The sequence below is a fragment of the Hydrogenophaga sp. genome (assembly GCF_019264445.1).
Taxonomy (GTDB): domain Bacteria; phylum Pseudomonadota; class Gammaproteobacteria; order Burkholderiales; family Burkholderiaceae_C; genus Hydrogenophaga.
The window spans coordinates 31,526-50,040 of sequence record NZ_JAHVAB010000028.1 but is presented as its reverse complement, the minus strand read 5'-3'; the positions used below and the strand labels follow the sequence as shown (position 1 = coordinate 50,040).

The 18,515-nt window shown below is 68.9% G+C and carries 16 protein-coding genes; 1 reads left to right on the top strand and 15 read right to left on the bottom strand.

What is annotated here, in order from left to right; all coding sequences use genetic code 11:
• Positions 1 to 14: 14 nt before the first annotated feature.
• Positions 15 to 899 (top strand): alpha/beta hydrolase, encoded by an 885-nt coding sequence (locus tag KXJ60_RS03960; RefSeq protein ID WP_291124302.1) that lies wholly within the window; start codon positions 15 to 17, stop codon positions 897 to 899.
• A 19-nt stretch (positions 900 to 918) separates the two neighbouring features.
• Here the strand turns inward: KXJ60_RS03960 and KXJ60_RS03955 are convergent, their stop codons facing one another.
• From KXJ60_RS03955 to bchF, 15 genes are all read right to left on the bottom strand, one after another.
• Complete coding sequence (locus tag KXJ60_RS03955; protein WP_291124300.1) at positions 919 to 1,077, bottom strand: hypothetical protein; 159 nt, start codon at positions 1,075 to 1,077, stop codon at positions 919 to 921.
• A gap of 16 nt (positions 1,078 to 1,093) precedes the next feature.
• A complete protein-coding gene (locus KXJ60_RS03950) occupies positions 1,094 to 2,212 on the bottom strand; it encodes a phytoene/squalene synthase family protein (protein WP_291124298.1) in 1,119 nt (372 codons plus the stop codon).
• Positions 2,193 to 3,806 carry a phytoene desaturase gene (locus KXJ60_RS03945; protein WP_291124296.1) on the bottom strand — a complete coding sequence of 538 codons (1,614 nt, stop codon included), beginning with the start codon at positions 3,804 to 3,806 and terminating at the stop codon, positions 2,193 to 2,195. The genes KXJ60_RS03950 and KXJ60_RS03945 overlap by 20 nt, the downstream gene beginning before the upstream one ends.
• An 8-nt stretch (positions 3,807 to 3,814) precedes the next feature.
• The gene (puhE, locus tag KXJ60_RS03940) at positions 3,815 to 4,660 is read right to left on the bottom strand and encodes a putative photosynthetic complex assembly protein PuhE (RefSeq protein WP_291124294.1); all 846 of its coding nucleotides are present in this window, start codon (positions 4,658 to 4,660) and stop codon (positions 3,815 to 3,817) included.
• Positions 4,661 to 4,796: 136 nt separating this feature from the next.
• The gene (acsF, locus tag KXJ60_RS03935; protein ID WP_291124292.1) at positions 4,797 to 5,921 is read right to left on the bottom strand and encodes a magnesium-protoporphyrin IX monomethyl ester (oxidative) cyclase; all 1,125 of its coding nucleotides are present in this window, start codon (positions 5,919 to 5,921) and stop codon (positions 4,797 to 4,799) included.
• Between the two features lie 28 nt (positions 5,922 to 5,949).
• The gene (puhC, locus tag KXJ60_RS03930; RefSeq protein ID WP_291124291.1) at positions 5,950 to 6,399 is read right to left on the bottom strand and encodes a photosynthetic complex assembly protein PuhC; all 450 of its coding nucleotides are present in this window, start codon (positions 6,397 to 6,399) and stop codon (positions 5,950 to 5,952) included.
• Between the two features lie 27 nt (positions 6,400 to 6,426).
• Positions 6,427 to 7,128 carry a photosynthetic complex putative assembly protein PuhB gene (gene puhB, locus KXJ60_RS03925; RefSeq protein WP_291124289.1) on the bottom strand — a complete coding sequence of 234 codons (702 nt, stop codon included), beginning with the start codon at positions 7,126 to 7,128 and terminating at the stop codon, positions 6,427 to 6,429.
• Entirely contained in the window at positions 7,125 to 7,886 is a 762-nt protein-coding gene (gene puhA / locus KXJ60_RS03920) for a photosynthetic reaction center subunit H (protein WP_291124287.1), read from the bottom strand. Before puhA ends, puhB begins: the two co-directional genes overlap by 4 nt.
• 41 nt (positions 7,887 to 7,927) lie before the next feature.
• Complete coding sequence (locus tag KXJ60_RS03915; protein ID WP_363318045.1) at positions 7,928 to 9,361, bottom strand: BCD family MFS transporter; 1,434 nt, start codon at positions 9,359 to 9,361, stop codon at positions 7,928 to 7,930.
• Positions 9,358 to 10,065: a magnesium protoporphyrin IX methyltransferase gene (bchM, locus tag KXJ60_RS03910; RefSeq protein ID WP_291124285.1), complete on the bottom strand. Its 708-nt coding sequence runs from the start codon at positions 10,063 to 10,065 to the stop codon at positions 9,358 to 9,360. Before bchM ends, KXJ60_RS03915 begins: the two co-directional genes overlap by 4 nt.
• Before the next feature lie 28 nt (positions 10,066 to 10,093).
• The gene (bchL, locus tag KXJ60_RS03905; RefSeq protein ID WP_291124283.1) at positions 10,094 to 11,017 is read right to left on the bottom strand and encodes a ferredoxin:protochlorophyllide reductase (ATP-dependent) iron-sulfur ATP-binding protein; all 924 of its coding nucleotides are present in this window, start codon (positions 11,015 to 11,017) and stop codon (positions 10,094 to 10,096) included.
• Entirely contained in the window at positions 11,014 to 14,889 is a 3,876-nt protein-coding gene (locus KXJ60_RS03900; RefSeq protein WP_291124281.1) for a magnesium chelatase subunit H, read from the bottom strand. The genes bchL and KXJ60_RS03900 overlap by 4 nt, the downstream gene beginning before the upstream one ends.
• Positions 14,864 to 16,486: a ferredoxin:protochlorophyllide reductase (ATP-dependent) subunit B gene (gene bchB / locus KXJ60_RS03895; protein ID WP_291124279.1), complete on the bottom strand. Its 1,623-nt coding sequence runs from the start codon at positions 16,484 to 16,486 to the stop codon at positions 14,864 to 14,866. The genes KXJ60_RS03900 and bchB overlap by 26 nt, the downstream gene beginning before the upstream one ends.
• Positions 16,477 to 17,841: a ferredoxin:protochlorophyllide reductase (ATP-dependent) subunit N gene (locus KXJ60_RS03890; RefSeq protein WP_291124277.1), complete on the bottom strand. Its 1,365-nt coding sequence runs from the start codon at positions 17,839 to 17,841 to the stop codon at positions 16,477 to 16,479. The genes bchB and KXJ60_RS03890 overlap by 10 nt, the downstream gene beginning before the upstream one ends.
• Complete coding sequence (gene bchF / locus KXJ60_RS03885; RefSeq protein WP_291124276.1) at positions 17,838 to 18,350, bottom strand: 2-vinyl bacteriochlorophyllide hydratase; 513 nt, start codon at positions 18,348 to 18,350, stop codon at positions 17,838 to 17,840. Before bchF ends, KXJ60_RS03890 begins: the two co-directional genes overlap by 4 nt.
• Positions 18,351 to 18,515: the final 165 nt, after the last annotated feature.

Here is an 18,515-nt window from a genome sequence, read left to right as displayed (position 1 = left end):
CAAAATCGCCACCCATGCCCCATCCACTTGAAGCCGCCCTCAATGGCGAACGCCTGACGCTCCAGAGCGCCGGACACGCCGTGAACCTGTACGTGGCGGGCAGCGGCCCCGCGCTGCTGCTGGTCCACAGCGTGAATGCCGCCGCCTCGGCGGCCGAGGTGCGCCCGCTGCACGAGCACTTTCAGCGCACGCGCACGGTGTGCTCCATCGACCTGCCGGGCTACGGCTTCTCCGACCGCAGCGACCGGGACTACACGCCCCGCGTGATGACCGATGCGCTGCACGACGCCGTGGCGCTGATCCGCGAGCGCACGGGAAGCCCAGCCGTCGACGCGCTGGCCGTGTCCTTGTCGACCGAGTTTCTGGCCCGCGCCGCCACCGAAGCACCCGCGCACTTCCGCAGCCTGGCGCTGGTCAGCCCCACGGGCCTCGGCCGCAAGGACCAACGCCGTGGCCCGCCCGGCAGCACGCTGGCCATGCCCTGGCTGCTGGCGGCCCTGAAGGGTCCGGGCTGGGGTGGCGCGCTGTTCAGGGGGCTGACGCGGCCGGGCGTGATCCGCTTCTTTTTGAACAAGACCTGGGGCTCGAAACACATCGATGAGCGCATGTGGCGCCATGCCGTGGCCAGCGCGCAGCAGCCCGGGGCCGAGCACGCGCCCTTGCGGTTTATCTCGGGCGGTCTCTTCAGCCGCGACATCCAGACCGTGTACGAGCGCCTCACGCAGCCCGTCTGGTTGTCGCACGGCGTGCGCGGGGACTTCACCGACTACGGGCAGAAGTCGCTGTTGACCAGCAAGCCCCATGCACACGGCAGCGTGTTCCAGACCGGCGCCCTGCCGTACTTTGAACAACCGCAGGCGTTCTGCGCGCAGTACCAGGCGTTTCTGGACGGGGTCTGAGACAACGCCGCCGAGGCGTTCAGGGCGGGTCGCGTTCGGCCTTGTCCGCCGTGTCGCGCGCAGCCCGCCGGGCCTTTTCTTCCCGGGTGCGGGCCTGGGCTTTCTTCACGTCGCGCAGCTGCCAGAAGCCCCAGAGCAGCACCACGATGAACACGCCGAGTTCGAGCCAGATCCCCATGCTGCGGCTCCTTGCGTCAGTGCGCCACCCGCGCGCGGGCCGCCTCGTCCATGCGCTGTTGCTCCAGGCGTTCCATCAGCTCCAGCATCCACCCCACCCGGCCGATGTCGCTGCGCCGGGACGTGGCTGGCGGCTCCTTGCCATCGGCGCTGCAGCCGCAGTGCGCCACCAGGTAGGCAATGGCCGCCAGCGGTGGCGTGGCCGGCCCGGGCTGCTGCCGCCAGCCGGACTGCACACCCGCGCAGGCCAGCAGCACCAGCTTGCGCGAGGTGGGCACCACCGCGCGCCGGCTCACCGGGTCCAGGCCGTCGCGGCGCAGCTGCTGCCCGATTTCGGCATAGATGTGCCGCGCGGCCAGGATGGCCGAGCGGCAGTCGCGCGGCAGCATGGCCACGCCGGCGGTGGCCTGCGCGTAGAGCCGGTCCGCCTCTTGCAGCAGGCGCTCGATCACGCCCTGCAGCGCAGGTGTGCACACGGGTTTCTGCAGCCACGCATCAGCGTCGATGCCGGCCTCGGCCAGCCACTGGCGCGGCAGGTACAGGCGCCCGTTGCGCGCGTCTTCGCCCACGTCGCGGGCGATGTTGGTCAGCTGCATGGCCACACCGAGTTCGCAGGCGCGGGCCATGGCCTGCTCATGGCGCACGCCCATGATCCAGCACATCATGGCGCCCACACTGCCGGCCACACGCGCGCCGTAGTCGTGCACGTCTTCCAGCGTCTCGTAGCGGCGGCCTTCGGCGTCCCAGGCGAAGCCGTCGAGCAGCGCATCGAGCAGCGCGCGCGGCAGGGCGTGGCGCTGCACCACCACGGCCAGCGCGCGGTCTTCCACCGGGTCTTGCGGTTGGCCGGCGTAGACCGCATCCAGCCGCTGCGACAGCAGCGCCATGGCATCGGCCAGGCTGTGCCGCCCGCCATCGACCATGTCGTCGGCCACGCGGCAGAAGGCATAGAGCGCGATGGCCGAGGCGCGCACGCGCACGGGCAGCAGCCGGCTGGCGGCAAAGAAGGTCTTGGAGCCGGTGCGCATGAGCGCGTTGCAGGCCTCCAGGTCGAACGCGCCTGCGGCACCGGACGGCAGGCCCGCGGGCATGGTGCGCACAGACGGTGAAAAAGAGTCAGCGGCCAGTTCGTTCATGGGCGGTCCTTGCGAGAAAGGTGGTGGCGTCAGGCACCACCGAGTCGAGCGCCTTGGCCGACATCAGCACGCCCGGCACACCCGCACCGGGGTGGGTGCTGGCGCCGACCATGTACAGGCCGTCCACGTCTTCGCTGCGGTTGTGCGGCCGGAACCAGGCGCTCTGCATGAGCAGCGGCTCCAGCCCGAAGGCGGCACCCTTGAAGCTGAGCAGGCGGTCGTGAAAGGTTTGCGGTGTGGTGATCAGCGAGGCGCTGATGTGCTGCTCGAAGCCGGGCAGCACGGTGCGGTTCAGCACCTCGGCGATGGCGCGGCGCATCGGCTCGGCCTGGGTGGCCCAGTCGGTGCCGCTGTCCAGGTGGGTCACGGGCGCCAGCGCGTAGAAGGTGTCGTGCCCGGCGGGCGCCATGGAAGCGTCGCTCGCGGTGGGGCGGTGCAGGTAGAGGCTGAAGTCGTCGGCCAGCTTGTGGCGGCGGAAGATGTCGGTGAGCAGTTCCTTGTAGCGCGGGCCGAGCAGCATCATGTGGTGCGGCACGTCGCTGTACTGCCGGTGGGTGCCGAAGTACCAGACGAACAGGCTCATCGAGTAGCGGCCCTTGTCGATGCGGTGGTTGGTCCAGTGGCGGCGGTGCTGCGGCTCCACCAGGTGGCGGTAGGTCCAGGCGGTGTCGGCGTTGGAGACGACGATGTCCGCGGCGATGCGCTCGCCGCTGGCCAGCGTGACGCCGGTGGCGCGGCCCCGGTCCACTTCAATGCGGCGCACCTCGGCGTTGCAGCGCAGCGTGCCGCCCTGACCTTGCAGCAGCCGGGCCAGCCCCTGCACCAGTTTGCCGGTGCCGCCCACCGCCCAGTGCACGCCCCACTGCCGCTCCAGCGCGTTGATGAGGCTGTAGATGCAGGTGACGGCAAACGGGTTGCCACCGATCAAGAGGCTCTGCAGGCTCATCGCCATGCGCAGCTTGGGGTGCTTGAGGTGGCTGGCCACCATCGCGTGCAGGCTGCGCCAGCCGCGCATGCGGAAGATGGCCGGGCTGGCTTTGAGCAGGTCGCCCACGGTGTCAAAGGCCTTGGCCCCCAGCGCCTCGAAGCCCAGCCGGTAGCAGTGGTCGGCCTCGGCCATGAAGCGCTCGTAGCCGGCGGCATCGCCCGGGCTGATGCGGCGCACTTCGGCGCGCATCTTGTCCGGGTCGCCGCTGTAGTGAAAGACGTCGCCGTCGTCAAAGCGGATTTGGTAGAACGGGTCGAGCGAGCGCAGCTCCACGTCGTCGCTCAGTTTCTTGCCCGCCAGCGCCCACAGCTCGTCGAAGAGAAACGGCACGGTGATGATGGTCGGGCCCGCATCGAACACATGGCCGTTCTGCTCGTGCACATACGCGCGGCCGCCGGGCGCGTCCAGCTTTTCCAGCACCGTCACGCGCCAGCCCTTGGCCGAGAGGCGAACGGCCGAGGCAAGGCCACCAAAGCCGCTGCCGATCACGATGGCGTGCGGCGCGTGCGCATGGCGGCGCGAGGCGGGGCCCGAAGGCGGTTCGTCGGATGAGCGCGGCGGCCAGAATTCGTCGGACGTGCGCAGGGTACCGGTGGCGATGGTCATGAGGGCGTTCAGGCGGCGGGCGCCTGGTCCGGTTGGATCGGCACCGGCGCTGCAGCGGCAACCACGGCAGGCGGATGGCGATCACTCGCCGGGCTGCGCGACATGGCCCAGCCCCAGAGTTTCTGCATGGGCGTGGGAAACGCCATGATCACGTGCTCGACGATGGCCAGCCCCAGCAGGCTGGCCAGCAGCACCCAGCCGGTGGACACGACCACACGGCCGCTCACCACTTCCCACACGATCCAGGCCCACACGGCGCACGAGGCGCTCACGCTGAGATAGAAGAACGCGCTGAGGCGGCCCTTGCGAAAGTAGCTGCCAAGGTAGACCAGGTGGCGCGGCAGGTACTGCTCGCCCACTTCGGGCACGCCGAAGAAAAGATTGAGCTTGGCCGAGAAGCGCATGCACCACAGCACGGCAAAGGTGCACAGCGCCACGTGGCTGGGCTGGCCCTGCTGCATCCACACCAGCACGCCGAAGTTGAGCAGCAGTGCGAGCTCGTGCCAGATCACCACCTGCGTGGACTGGCTGAAGCGCTGCCAGCCGCGCGCCCCCGGCTCCAGCGGCACGCGGCGCGGGCCGGTGACCGAGCCGGTGAGAAAGGCCAGCTCGTGCCAGCCCCACATCACGATCACGCTGGCAAAGCCGAGGTAGGCGTTGCCCACCGTCTGCGCCTGCATGCTGAGCTGCGTGGTCCAGAGGCTGAGCGCCAGCAGCACGCTGCAGACCACCAGGCTGCGGCGAAAGGCCGCCGGCGGGCGCCGCACCAGCCACAGGATGGCCCCGGTGCCAAACCACCAGCACAGCAGCGCAAACAGCGCAGCCGCGGCGATGGAGCTGGACAGCCCGGTCATGTCAGTCGCCCTCGTAGGCAAACAGCCGACGAGCGAAGGAGCCCCACCCAGAGACACCGCCGGGCTGGCTTTGCCAGACGGCTGGTGTCGCCCCCTCGAGGGGGTCGCGCGCAGCGCGGCGGGGGTGTTTCATTGTTCACCAGACGGGGTCGAGCCGGATGTCCTTGGGCAACTCGTGCTGCTTCACCGGCACGAGGAACAGCCGGCCGAAGGTGAAGAAAGCCTGGACCGCACACACACCACGCTGCACCGCGCCGACCACGCCCCCGCGCGCCACGGCGCGGTCGTTGGCCTGCGAGATCGACAGCAGCCGCGCCAGGCAGGCGCGGAAGGTGGGGTGGTCGATGTCGACCTCGACCGGAAACACCTGGCGGCAGATCTGGCTGGTGATGCGGAACACCTCGTAGTCGTACTCGGTGGACTTGAAGCCCATGGCCTCGTGCAGCATGGGGCGCGTGTGGTCGCGCACGTACATGGTGGCGTACACGGCGAGGATGAAGAAGCGGATCCAGAGCTTGTTCACACCGGTGAGCAGGTGCGGCTGGGCGCGCATCATCAGCGCGAAGGATTCGCCGTGGCGGAATTCGTCGTTGCACCAGCGCTCGAACCAGCGAAAGATCGGGTGGAAGCGCTTGTCGGGGTGGCGCTCGAGCTGGCGGAAGATGGTGATGTAGCGCGCGTAGCCGATCTTCTCGCTGAGGTAGGTGGCGTAGAAGATGTACTTGGGCTTGAAGTAGGTGTAGGCCTTCACGCGCTTCAAGCTGCCCAGGTCGATGCCGAGGTTGAAGTCTTTGAGCGACTGGTTGATGAAGCCGGCGTGGCGCGATTCGTCGCGCGCCATGTAGGCCATCAGCTGCTTGATGTCGGGGTTGCTGACGTTCTTGCGGATCTCGTTGTAGAGGATGCAGCCCGAAAACTCCGAGGTGCAGGAGCTGATGAGGAAGTCCATGAACTCCTGGCGCAGCTCGGGCGAGAGCTGGGGCATCAGCACCTTGAGCTCTTCGCCAAACGCGGCGTCGCGCTTGAAGTGGTCCTGGTTGTTGTCGCCTTCGTACTCGGCCATCATGCGGTCCCACTCGGCGCGCACGGGCGAGACGTCCAGCGCGTCCATGGCCTTGAAGTCGGTGGTGTAGAAGCGCGGCGTGAGCATGGTGCTTTTGGCGGCGCGTTCGGTGGCGCTTTCGACGTTCTTCATGCCGTCCATCAGCAGGGCGACGTGATCGGTCTCGACGTCGGTGCGGTCTTCGGTGGTGGTGCTCATGGCGGTGCTCCAGAAGAAAAACGGGGGGTCACTGCGCCCACTGCAACTGCGAGAACACAGCCGAGTTGGTGGGGCCAAAGGATTCGAGGGCGATGCGCTGGCCGGTGGCGGTGTCGCGCAGGGTCAGGCGGCCATCCACGTGGCCGGTGAGTTCAAACGCGGCCTGCGGCCCCATGCCACGGCGCTGGCGTTCGCGGGCCAGCGCGCGCAGGCTGCCGCGCAGAAAGCCCTGCTCGCCCTGGAAGCGCGCCACTTCGCGCTGGCTGGCGGCGTCGAGCACGGCGATGTCGCCGTTGGGCCGGTCTTCAAACCGCAGGCTGCGCTGCCACTGCACCGAAGGCACGTCGTCTTTCACCGGCCCGCCCCCGATCTGGCTCTGCCAGGCCACCACGGCCAGCGTGAGCAGCAGCAGGCCGCCCAGCGCCCAGATGGGCCAGGGCGTGCCCTGGCCGAGGGGGGAGTCGTTGTGGGTGTGCATGGCGAGACCTTCGGCGGTGGTGAGGGATCAGGCGGCGCTGGGCATGCCGCGTTCGCGCACCGGGCGCGCCACGGGGGTGGACGCGGGAACCTGCACCGGTGAAGCCACCGGCGAGGCCTCGGGCATGCCCACCAGGACCGCGGCCTGCGGGTGGGCGGCAAGCCAGGCTTGCTGGATGCGCTCGCCCACAGCGGCGGCGCCGGGCACGCAGCGCAGGCTGGGCTGCGGGTTCTTCAGCTGCCAGGGGCGTGCGTGCGGCCACAGGTTGAGGTAGGCGATGCGGTCCTTGCCCGCCAGGGTGAGGGCAATGTCGCCGTGGCCACCGGCCTGGGGCTTGAAGGCCGCGCCCGCGATCTGCTTGAGCGGCAGGTTCAGCGTGAGCGTGAGCACCACGCCGATGCGCATCACGATGCGGCGGTCGGTGAGCGTGTAGAGCGTGGTGCGCGCAGCAAACCAGGCGGTGACACCCAGCAACAGCAGCGCCAGCGACGCCATGACCGCGCTGGTCAGCAGCGGCTTGAGCAGGGCGGCCTGCGGCTCGCCGAGCAGGTAGAGCCACTGCAGCCCCAGCATGGCGCTGAAGTAGATGGCGAGCTTGCGCACATGGAAGGCATGCACGGCGAGCTGCACCCAGTCGGGGCTGCCCTGCCAGATCAGGCGCTCACCGCGCGGCAGCGGTTCGGGCAGCCCGGGGGCGGCCTCGAACTCGTGTTCGTGGTGCGCATTCACAGCAGCGGCTCCTGGCGCTGGGGCGTGGCGTACAGCGTGCCGGCGCCGTAGTAGGCGGTGATCTTTTCTTCTTCGAGCATCGTCACCTGCTCGGGGTGGCGCGTGGTGGGCACCAGGGCGAACTGCTCGGCCAGCAGCGCGTCCACGAACACGCCGTGGCGCTTGATCACCGAGAAGGTCATGGGCAGCAGCACCGAGGCACCGCTGGGCAGGCCCACTTCGAGGTAGCGAAACATCATTTCCGACTTGTCCACCCACAGGTCGCGGACGGTGCCGGCCTGTTCGCGGTCGGCGCCGATCACGGGCAGGCCGCGCGGGTCGGTGTCCTGCACGGCCACGCCGTGGTCGCCGGCCACGCGCAGCGGCACGATCTTGGCTTCGCCTTCAAAGGTCATGTCGGGCACGTCGGCGCGCTTGGCCCAGGCGCCCGGGCCCACACCGGCCAGCAGCGGGTTGCCCACCGGCTCCAGCGGTGCGCCGATCCAGCCATGGGCGGGCTGGCCGTTGTAGTCACCGTCGGCGCGCGCATGGTCGGGCGAGAGCACCTCGTGGCCGTTGGCGAGCTTGTAGACCTTGGGTGTGGGCACGGCCGGCCAGCCGTCGGTCTTGGGTCCGTTCTCGCGGCCCGGGGCCATGGGGTAGCCCTCGCGGTGGTTCTCGCGCAGCAGGTAGTAGATCAAGCCGGCAAAGAAGGCCCAGAAGGCGTACAGCACGAGCTGTGCCACGTCGACGTACTGGGTGATGGCGCCTGTTTCCATGGGATTCTCCTTCGGTGAGGGACGGGCAAAAAAGTGCAGGTTCAGCCGGGCAGCTCGGCCAGGCCAATGGGGTGAGCGGAACGGGAAGCGGTGTTGGCGCTGCGCCGGACCAGCGGGCCCAGGGCGATCAGCACCACGAAGAGCAGGTAGATCTCGAGGTGGAACACGAAGCTGTAGCCGGTGACGGGCGAGTTGAGCGCCGAGCCCAGCCAGCCGCCGGTGGCCAGGCTGCCGACCACATCGCGCAGCACGCCACCGATGGCCATGGACACGCCGGCCGCCGTGGCCTGCACCGCGCCCCAGGCGCCCAGCACCAGGCCGGTGAGTTCGCGCTCGGGCAGCTCCATGGCGGTGAGCAGCATGCCGACCGAGAACAGTCCGCCTGCAAAGCCGATCAGCGCCGCGCCGGTCTGGAACAGCCAGGGCGCGTCCAGCGGGGCCGAGAAGATCACGCAGGCAAACGCCGGCAGCCCGAGCAGCGCGCCCGAGGCGGCCAGGCGGATGGTGTCCATGCCGCGCGAGAGGATGCGCGACGACATCGCAAAGGCCAGCAGCGCGCCACCGGCGCTCATCGCGGTGAGCGAGCTGGTCAGGCCCACGTTCATGCCGAGCACTTCGCCGCCGAAGGGTTCGAGCACCACGTCCTGCATGCTGAAGGCCACCGTGCCCAGGCCCACGGTCCAGAGGAAGCGGCGGATTTTCGGTATGGCCATCAGGCGCGCCCAGCTGCGGCTGAAGCCGTCGGGCGCCCGCGCACCGCGCCGGGCACCGCGCGCTTCCTGTTTCCACAGCGAGGTCACATTGAGCAGCACCACGACCACCGCCGAGCCCTGCACCACCTGCACCAGCCGCGTGGGGCTGAATTCGGTGAGCACCCAGCCCAGCAAGGCGCTGCCCACGATCATGCCCAGCAGCAGCGTGCTGTAGAGCAAGGCGACCACGCGCGGGCGCTTCTCTTCGGGCGAGATGTCGCTCGCCAGCGCCAGGCCGGCGGTCTGGGTGATCTGCATGCCAGCACCCACCAGCAGGAAAGCCAGCGCCGCGCCGATGCGCCCGGCCCAGACCTCCACACCGTGGCCTGCAGGCAGCGAAAGCAGCAGCAGCGCAAACGGCATGATGGCCAGGCCACCAAACATGAGGATGGTGCCGATCCACATGTAGGGCATGCGCTTGAGGCCCAGTGCAGACGGGTGCGTGTCGCTGCGGTAGCCGATCAGTGCGCGCAGCGGCGCAAACACCAGCGGCAGCGCCACCGACAGCGCCACCCACCAGGCCGGCACACCCAGCTCCACAATCATCACGCGGTTGAGCGTGCCCACCAGCAGCGCCATCGTCATGCCGATGGACAGCTGGAACAGCGAGAGGCGCAGCAGCCGGCCCAGCGGCAGTTCGCTCGACGCGGCGTCGGCAAACGGCACATACCGCTGGGTGATCTTCATCGCCCAGGCGGGGGAGAGCAGGCGCTGCAGGTTCACCGCGTCCACTCCCAGGCTTGCGAGGTGTAGAAGCCGCTGGCCACGCGCAGGCTGCGGCCTTCGCGCCAGCACGCCACGCCGATGCTCTCTTGCAAGCCCTGCCGCAGCCGGGGCTGTGCCACAGGGGTGAGCGCGGGGGAGCGGTCGCTGCGCGGAAACAGCCGCCCCACGCTGTGCATGGCCGCCAGCAGCGGCGTGCGCGGCGCGAACGTGAAGAGCAGGCTGCCGCGCGTGCGCAGCGAGAGGCGCTCCAGCGCGGCCACGATGTCGGGCGTGTCGTAGTGGATCAGCGAGTCCATCGCGACCACGTGGTCGAAGTGGCCCAGCGATTCGTCGAGCATGTCGCCCGAGGTGAAGTGGATGCGGCCGCCACTCAAGTGGGCGGGCAGGCTCTGGTGGCGCTCGCGCGCGAGTTGCACCAGCGTGGGCGAGAGGTCGATGGCCACCACCTCGGCGCCGCGCGCTGCGGCCTCCATGGCCAGCGCGCCGGTGCCGCAGCCGGCATCGAGCAGGCGCAGACCGCGCATGTCCTGGGGCAACCACGAGAGCAAGGTGCCGCGCATCTGGTCGCGCCCGGCGCGCACCGTGGCGCGGATGCGGCCCACCGGGGCATTGGAGGTCAGGCGCTCCCAGGCTTGCGCGGCGGTGCGGTCGAAATAGGTTTCGATCTGCTCGCGGCGTTCGAGGTAATTGGTGTGGGCCATGGTGTGTGCCTTGGTGTGTCGGGCCGGTTCAGTCAAAGCCCAGCAGGTCGAAGATGTCGCGGTCTTTCATGGGCACGGCCGCCAGCGGCTCCACACCCAGCCAGAGCGATGCGGCCAGGCGCATGTACTCGGCCTTGACCAGCTCCAGCTCGGGCGAGGTCTCCATCTCGAACAGCGTGCTTTTCTTCAGGCGGCTGCGGCGGATCACGTCGAGGTCGGGGAAGTGCGCCGCGAGCTTCAGGCCGATCTGCTGGTTGTATTTGTCGATCTGGTCGGTGGCGGCGCTGCGGTTGGCGATCACACCGCCCAGGCGCACGTTGTAGTTCTTGGCCTTGGCGCCGATGGCCTGCACGATGCGGTTCATCGCGAAGATCGAGTCGAAGTCGTTGGCGGTGACGATGAGCGCGCGGTCGGCGTGCTGCAGCGGGGCGGCAAAGCCACCGCAGACCACATCGCCCAGCACGTCGAAGATCACCACATCGGTGTCTTCGAGCAGGTGGTGCTCCTTGAGCAGCTTCACCGTCTGGCCCACCACGTAACCGCCGCAGCCGGTGCCCGCCGGCGGGCCACCGGCCTCCACGCACATCACGCCGTTGTAGCCGGGGAACACGAAGTCGTCGGGGCGCAGCTCTTCGGGGTGGAAGTCCACCGTTTCGAGCACGTCGATCACGGTGGGCAGCATCTTCTTGGTGAGCGTGAAGGTGCTGTCGTGCTTGGGGTCGCAGCCGATCTGCAGCACGCGCTTGCCCAGGTGCGAGAAGGCAGCGGACAGGTTGGAGCTGGTGGTGCTCTTGCCGATGCCGCCCTTGCCGTAGATGGCGAACACCTTGGCGTTGCCGATCTTCATCGACGGATCGAGCTGCACCTGCAGGCTGCCCTCGCCATCGGTGCGCGAGGGGCGCCCTGCCGCCCGCCTCAGGTCGGTCAGGGGAACGCTGGTTTCGGTGATCATGCGGGGGCTCCTTCAAATACGCCTTCAAGCCGGTCTTCCAGCTCTTCGCTGGCTTCGCGCAGCGCCTTCAGGACCGAAGGATCGGGTTGCCAGAACTGGCGGTCGGACGCTTCCAGCAGGCGGCTGGCCAGCCGCGCGGAAGCCGTGGGGTTGAGCTCGGCCAGGCGCCGGCGCATCTCCGGGTCGAGCATGAAAGCCTGCGTCAGCTGCTCATACACCCAGGGCTGCACCTGGCCGGTGGTGGCCGACCAGCCCATGGTGTTGGTGAGGTGCACCTCGATCTGGCGCACACCCTCAAAGCCGTGCTTGAGCATGCCTTCGGTCCACTTCGGGTTGAGCATGCGGGTGCGGGTTTCGATGGCGACCTGCTCGCCCAGCGTGCGCACCGTGCCACCGCCCAGGCTGTCGCGCGTCTGGTCGCCGATGTAGACCGGCGCCACCGCCGCGCCCGCGCCATCGCGCTGCGCCTTGGCGCGCTGGATCGCGCGGCTCACGCCGCCCAGCGTGTCGAAGTAGGTGTCCACCGTGGTCACGCCCAGCTCCACGGAGTCGAGGTTCTGGTAGGCCAGCTTCACGTCGGCCAGCACGCTCTTGAGCAACTGCGCCTGCGCCACCGGCTGGCCGGCGCGGCCATACGCAAAGCCCTTGCGGCGGCTGTAGGTCTCGGCGAGTTCGTCGGGGTCTTGCCAGCGGCTGTTGTCGATGAGGCTGTTGACGTTGGAGCCGTAGGCGCCTTCGGCGTTGCCGAACACGCGCAGCGAGGCGGTTTCCAGATCGACACCGTGCTCGGCCTGGTAGGCCAGCGCGTGGCGGCGAATCGCGTTCTGGTCGGCCGGCTCGTCGGCGCCGGCGGCCAGGAAGGCGGCTTCGGCCAGCAGGCGGATCTGCAGCGGCAGCAGGTCGCGGAAGATGCCCGAGAGCGAGATCACCACATCGATGCGCGGGCGGCCCAGCTCGGCCAGCGGGATCAGCTCGGCGCCGGCGAGACGGCCATAGCTGTCAAAGCGCGGGCGCGCGCCCATGAGCGCCAGCGCCTGCCCGATCGGGCCGCCTTCGCTTTTGAGGTTGTCGGTGCCCCAGAGCACCATGGCGATGGAATCGGGAAAGCTGTTGCCGTCGGCCATGTGGCGCTCGATCAGGCGCTCGGCCTGGCGCGCGCCGTCTTTCACCGCGTAGGCGCTTGGAATGCGGAACGGGTCGAAGCCGTGCACGTTGCGGCCGGTGGGCAGGATCGCGGGCGTGCGCAGCAGGTCACCGCCCGGCGCAGGACGCAGGAAGCGCCCATCGAGCGCGCGCAGGATGCCGTCCATTTCGTGGTCTTCGCACAGCAGCGCATCGGTCTTGGCGAGCTCGCGCAGCACGCCGAGCAGCCGGGCCTGGGGGTCGGCATCGGGCGCCACGGCGGTGGGCGCGCGCTGCAGCAGCACGGCCAGTGCGGCCTCTGGCGTGGCACCGGCCACCAGCGCTTCAATGGCCGGGCGCAGCACCTGTTCGCCACCGGGTTGCCCGTGCGCGGCCTCTGCGCAGGCCAGCAGCAGCTCAATGCGCTCGCTGGCATTGGGCGCCTGCCCCACCACGTGCAGGCCGCAGGGGATCAGCGTGTATTCCAGCTCCAGCACCGCGTCGGTCAGGCGGACCACCTGCGCTTCGGGGTCGTTCCAGGCGCTGCCTTCTGCACACAGTTCGAGCTCCTGCGCCAGCGTCTGGATCATCGGCAGCATCTCGTCGCGCTCGGCTTGCGCCTCGGGCTCCAGGCTGCGAAAACGCTCCAGCAGGCCCTTGAGTTCCACCAGCCCCTTGTAGAGGCCCGCCTGCGCCACTGGCGGCGTGAGGTAGCTGATCAGCGTGGCCGCGGCGCGGCGCTTGGCGATGGTGCCTTCCGACGGGTTGTTGGAGGCGTAGAGGTACATGTTGGGCATGTCGCCGATCAGCCGGTCGGGCCAGCAGTCGGCGGTCAGGCCGTTCTGCTTGCCGGGCATGAATTCGAGCGCGCCGTGGGTGCCGAAGTGCAGCGCGGCGTGGGCACCGAAGTCTTCGCGGATCCAGCGGTAGAAGGCCGAAAACGCGTGGGTGGGAGCGAAGCCCTGCTCGAACAGCAGGCGCATCGGGTCGCCCTCGTAGCCCATGCCCGGCTGTATACCGACGAACACATTGCCGAAGCGCTCGCCCATGATGAAAATGCGCTGGCCGTCGCTCAGCAGCTGGCCGGGCGCCGGGCCCCACTGGGCCTCGATCTGCCGCAGGTGCCGTTCGCGCCGCACGTGGTCGTCCACCGCCACCAGGGCGTGCACGTTGGCCGGTGCGCCGTACTGTGCGGCGTTGCCCGTGATGATGCGTTCGCGCAGCGCGTCGACGCTGGCGGGCAGCTCCACCGTGTAGCCCTGGCGCTGCAGGGCGGTCAGGGTGTTGAAGAGCGACTCGAACACCGCGAGGTGTGCGGCGGTGCCGGTGTTGCCGGCGTTGGGCGGGAAATTGAAGATGACCGCGGCCACCTTGCGCTGGGCACGATCGGAGCGGCGCAGGGCGATCAGCTTGCCCACGCGCGCGGCCAGTGCGTCGGCGCGCTCGCTGCAGGTCTGCATGTCGTGGGCATCTTCGGCGCTGTCGAAGGTGCAGGCCTTGTCGCAGCCGTGGCAGCTGATGTGCCGGGCGCCACCGCGCCCGCCATACACCATGGAGCCGGTGGCGCCGTCGAGCTCGGGAATCGCCACCATCATGGTCGACTCAACGGGCAGCAGGCCGCGCTTGGAGGCGCCCCAGTGGTCCAGCGTCTGGAACTCCACCGGCGTGACCGCGAGGTAGGGCACGTCCAGCTTCGCGAGGATGTGTTCGGCGGCGTGCGCGTCGTTGTAGGCCGGTCCGCCGATCAGCGAGAAACCGGTGAGCGAGACCATGGCGTCAATCGCGGGCTGACCGTCCTTGAAGAAATACGCGTCGATGGCCGGGCGGTTGTCCAGCCCGGTGGCGAAGGCGGGAATCACCTTCATGCCGCGCGCCTCCAGCGCCGTGATCACGCCGTCGTAATGGCCGGTGTTGCCCGCCAGCAGATAGGAGCGCATCACCAGCAGCCCCACGGTGCCCCCTTTGCCGCTGGTGGCCACGCGCGGCAGGTCGCCCAGCCCGGCCGACAGGCGCTGCGCCATGCGCGGGTGGTACACGCCCACCTCCGGGTACTCCAGCGGAACGCCGGGCTTGAGGGTGCCGCGCAGCCCGCGCCGCGCGCCTGCGGCGTAGCGGTCCACCAGGAACTGCACCAGGTTGAACATGTTTTGTTCGGAGCCGGCCAGCCAGTACTGCATGGTCAGGAAGTACGCGCGCACGTCCTGTGCGGTGCCGGGGATGAAGCGCAGGATCTTGGGCAGGCGGCGCAGCATGCGCATCTGCCGCGCGCCGGCGGTGGTCTTGTCCTCGGCCGAGGTGTTGACGTCGGCGCTGCTCTTGCCGCGCAGCTTCTTCAGAAAGGCCATCGGCCCGGTGCTGGGCGCGCTCATGTCGAACTTGCCCATGCGGGTGAGCCGGGTGACCTCGGCGGCCGACATCAGGCAGACCATGGCGTCGCACTGGTCGCGGCGCGCCTGCAGCGCGGGCAGCACCGGCAGGAAGTGGTCTTCCATGAAAAGCATGCTGACGAGCACGATGTCGCCACGGTGGATGTCGTCGATGCAGCGTTGCAGCGCAGCGGCATCGTCGCGCCATTCGGATGCCGCGTGCACCACCAGCGACAGCCCCGGCACGGCCCGCGCCAGGCTGCGGTGGGCGCGCTCGGCGGCGCTGGCGAGGTGGCTGTCCATCGTCACCAGCACCACCCGCATGCCAGGCACCACGGTGGCCGTGCCCGGCCTGCCGTCAGCGGCTGAAGTGAGCTTTGGCATCGTAGAGGGTCTCCAGGGTGATCACGGGCAGGCCTTTGTCCCTGGCATAGGTTTCGGTGTTGCGGCGGGCCTTGCCGCGAACAAAAAACGGAATCTTGCGAAGCTCTTTCTCGGCCTCGGCGGCCCAGGTGGCGACCACTTGCGCGGAGCTGTCGGCCGCGGCAGCGATGGCCGCTTCGGCCTGCGCGGCGATGGCTTCGGGCATCTCGGCTTCGGTGGCTTCAACCGCTGTCGGTGCGGCCACCGGACGCGCTGCGCTGCCGCCCAGGTGCGACGGCGCGGCGTCTTCGTGGAACTCGGCGTCGCCGCGGAACATGCCGATCAGGTGCTCTTCCAGCCCCATCATGAGCGGGTGCACCCAGGTGTCGAACAGCACGTTCGCGCCTTCAAAACCCATTTGCGGCGAGTAGCGCGCGGGGAAGTCCTGCACATGCACCGGTGCCGAGATCACCGCGCAGGGAATGCCCAGGCGTTTGGCGATGTGGCGCTCCATCTGCGAGCCGAGCACCAGCTCGGGCTGCAGTTCGGCGATGCGCGCTTCCACGTCCAGGTAGTCGTCGCTGATGAGGGCCTCGACTCCGTAGCGCGCGGCAGCTTCGCGCACATCGCGCGCGAACTCGCGGCTGTAGGTGCCCAGACCCACCACGGTGAAGCCCATCTCGTCCTGCGCAATGCGCGCGGCAGCCACCACATGGGTGGCGTCGCCGTACACGAACACGCGCTTGGAGGTGAGGTAGGTGGAATCGACCGAGCGCGCGTACCAGGGCGCGCGGGCATTCGGGCCTTCGCAACGGCTGAGCGCCTCGTCCGCATCGAGGCCGGCCAGGGTGGCGACCTCGCGGATGAAGTCGCGCGTGGCACCGCTGCCGATGGGCACCACCTTCGTCGCGGGCTGCCCGAAGGTGCGCTGGAGCCAGCCGGCCGCGACCGAGGCGATCTCGGGATAGAGCACGACGTTGAAATCGGCGTCGCCGATGCGGGCCAGGTCGGCCGGGGTGGCGCCCAGCGGCGCGGTGACGTTGATGTCCACCCCCAACTGCCCGAGCAGGCCGGTGATCTCGCGCAGGTCGTCGCGGTGGCGAAAGCCCAGCGCGGCCGGGCCGAGGATGTTGCAGCGGGCGCGCTGGCCGGATTCGCGCGGCGCGCGGCGCTGCGTGGTGTCGGCCAGCTGGCGCACCATCTGGTAGAAGGTTTCGGCAGCGCCCCAGTTTTCCTTGCGCTGGTACGAAGGCAGCTCCAGCGCCACCACCGGCACCGGCAGATCCAGTGCCTTGCACAGGCCGCCCGGGTCGTCCTGGATCAGCTCGGCGGTGCACGACGAGCCCACCATCATGGCTTGCGGTGCAAAGCGCTCAAAGGCTTCACGCGCGGCGTTCTTGAAGAGCTCGGCCGTGTCGCCACCGAGGTCTCGCGCCTGGAAAGTGGTGTAGGTCACGGGCGGGCGCTGGGCGTCGCGCTCGATCATGGTGAAGAGCAGGTCGGCGTAGGTGTCGCCCTGCGGAGCGTGCAGCACGTAGTGCACGCCTTTCATGGCGGTGGCGATGCGCATGGCGCCCACGTGCGGCGGGCCTTCGTAGGTCCAGAGCGTCAGTTGCATGGCAATGCCTCCGTGCGCGCAGCGCCTGCGGGCAAGGGTGTGGCGGTGCGCGCGCCTGTCGGGCTCACCGACAGCCGCGTGCGGCGCACCAGCGGTCGGGCAAACAGCTCGGCCAGATCGGGCGCCTGCTCATAGCCCTGGATGGGCGTGAACACCAGCTCGATGGCCCACTTGGTGGTCATGCCTTCGGCCTCCAGCGGGTTGGCCAGCCCCAGGCCGCAGACCACGATGTCGGGCTGCGCGGCACGGCAGCGGTCGAGCTGCTTTTCCACGTCCTGCCCTTCGCTCAACAAGGTGCCTTCGGGCAACAACGCCAGCTCGTCAGCCAGGTGGCTGCGGTGCAGGTAGGGCGTGCCGACTTCGGCCAGCGACATGCCGAGCTCGCGCGAAAGAAAGCGGGCCAGCGGAATCTCGAGCTGCGAGTCGGGAAAGAAAAAGATCGTCTTGCCGGCCAGCTGGGCGCGCTGGCGGGCGAGCGCTGCGGTGGCGCGCTCGCGGGCCGGCGCGGTCACGTCGGCCAAGGTCTGGTCGCTCACGCCGAAGGCACGTGCGGCCGCCTGGAGCCAGGCCGTGGTGCCCTCCACGCCGAGCGGAAACGGTGCCGCCAGCCGCTGCGCGCCACGCGCCTCCAGGGCCGCTGCGGTGTCGGCCAGGAAAGGCTGGGCCAGCAGGAAGCGGGTGTGGGGGCCCACCGGCGGCAGATCGGTGGCCTGGCGCGGCGGGAAGAAGCGCACCGGGCCAATGCCCAGCTGCTTGAACACGCGGGCAAACTGGTCTTCAACCACATCGGCCAGGGTGCCGACCACCATCAACTCGGCCGGTGCATGGGGCGTGGGCGCGGGCAGGCTGGGCACGAGCGACGCCAAGCACGCGTCTTCGCCCTGGGTGAACGTGGTCTCGATGCCGCTGCCCGAATAGTTCAGCACGCGCACGCTGGGGTTGAAGCTTGTGGACAGCCGCTGCGCCGCGCGCGAGAGGTCCAGCTTGATCACCTCGGAGGGGCAGGAACCCACGAGGAACAACAACTTGATCTCGGGCCTGCGCTGGATCAGCCGCGTGACCACGCGGTCCAGTTCTTCGTTGCAGTCGGCCAGGCCGGCGAGGTCTCGCTCGTCGATGATGGCCGTGGCAAACCGGGGCTCGGCAAAGATCATCACGCCCGCCGCGCTCTGGATCAGGTGCGCACAGGTGCGCGAGCCGACCACCAGGAAAAACGCGTCCTGGATCTTGCGGTGCAGCCAGATGATGCCGGTCAGACCACAGAACACCTCGCGCTGGCCGCGCTCCTTGAGCACCGGCGCATCGCTGCACCCGCGCGAAACGGCCTGGATCGGAATCACGGTGGCGGTGCTCATGCCGTTGCTCCGGTGGGCGTCAGGGTGGCCTGGCCGTGCAACCGCGCCATGCGCAGCTTGTAGAGGAACTGGGCGGCATTGACCACGTACGTGGCATAGGCCGCCAGGGCCAGCCACATCAGGCCGTGCGCATCGAGCCAGCCGTTGAACAGGGCCAGCAGGTAGGCGGTGTGCAGCGCCAGCACCGCCATGCTGAACACGTCTTCCCAGAAGAAGGCGGGCGCAAACAGGTACTGCCCGAACACCACCTTTTCCCAGATGCAACCGGTCACCATGATCGTGTAGAGCGTGAGCGTCTTGACCACCACCGACAGCGTGGCGGCCTGCTCGCCTTCGCCGGTGACCAGAAAGCGCAGCACCAGCGCCAGGCTCACCAGAAACACCAGGAACTGCACCGGGGCCAGCACACCCTGCACCAGCGTCCACACCGACCCGTCACGGCGCTGGCGCTGCAGCGGCGTGTAAAGCGGTGGGCGCTCAGGTGTCACCCCGTGGGTCTCGGCAAGCATCGGTCATGTCTCCTGTGGCTGCGGAACCCAATTTAGAACTTCCCGATGGAAGTGTCAATTTAAATTGACGTATATTTTTCTTGACACCAAAACGGCCCGAGCTAAAGTGCCTGCAGGTTTCTTCACAAATGTTTTGACGATCGCAGTGGTCAGCAGTACAAACGG

Bases quoted from the DNA above. Each gene is read 5' to 3' on its own strand.
- KXJ60_RS03960 (WP_291124302.1), top strand. From the start codon at position 15: ATGCCCCATCCACTTGAAGCCGCCCTCAATGGCGAACGCCTGACGCTC.
- KXJ60_RS03955 (WP_291124300.1), bottom strand. From the start codon at position 1,077: ATGGGGATCTGGCTCGAACTCGGCGTGTTCATCGTGGTGCTGCTCTGG.
- KXJ60_RS03950 (WP_291124298.1), bottom strand. From the start codon at position 2,212: ATGAACGAACTGGCCGCTGACTCTTTTTCACCGTCTGTGCGCACCATG.
- KXJ60_RS03945 (WP_291124296.1), bottom strand. From the start codon at position 3,806: ATGACCATCGCCACCGGTACCCTGCGCACGTCCGACGAATTCTGGCCG.
- puhE (WP_291124294.1), bottom strand. From the start codon at position 4,660: ATGACCGGGCTGTCCAGCTCCATCGCCGCGGCTGCGCTGTTTGCGCTG.
- acsF (WP_291124292.1), bottom strand. From the start codon at position 5,921: ATGAGCACCACCACCGAAGACCGCACCGACGTCGAGACCGATCACGTC.
- puhC (WP_291124291.1), bottom strand. From the start codon at position 6,399: ATGCACACCCACAACGACTCCCCCCTCGGCCAGGGCACGCCCTGGCCC.
- puhA (WP_291124287.1), bottom strand. From the start codon at position 7,886: ATGGAAACAGGCGCCATCACCCAGTACGTCGACGTGGCACAGCTCGTG.
- bchM (WP_291124285.1), bottom strand. From the start codon at position 10,065: ATGGCCCACACCAATTACCTCGAACGCCGCGAGCAGATCGAAACCTAT.
- bchL (WP_291124283.1), bottom strand. From the start codon at position 11,017: ATGATCACCGAAACCAGCGTTCCCCTGACCGACCTGAGGCGGGCGGCA.
- KXJ60_RS03900 (WP_291124281.1), bottom strand. From the start codon at position 14,889: ATGCCAAAGCTCACTTCAGCCGCTGACGGCAGGCCGGGCACGGCCACC.
- bchB (WP_291124279.1), bottom strand. From the start codon at position 16,486: ATGCAACTGACGCTCTGGACCTACGAAGGCCCGCCGCACGTGGGCGCC.
- KXJ60_RS03890 (WP_291124277.1), bottom strand. From the start codon at position 17,841: ATGAGCACCGCCACCGTGATTCCGATCCAGGCCGTTTCGCGCGGGTGC.
- bchF (WP_291124276.1), bottom strand. From the start codon at position 18,350: ATGCTTGCCGAGACCCACGGGGTGACACCTGAGCGCCCACCGCTTTAC.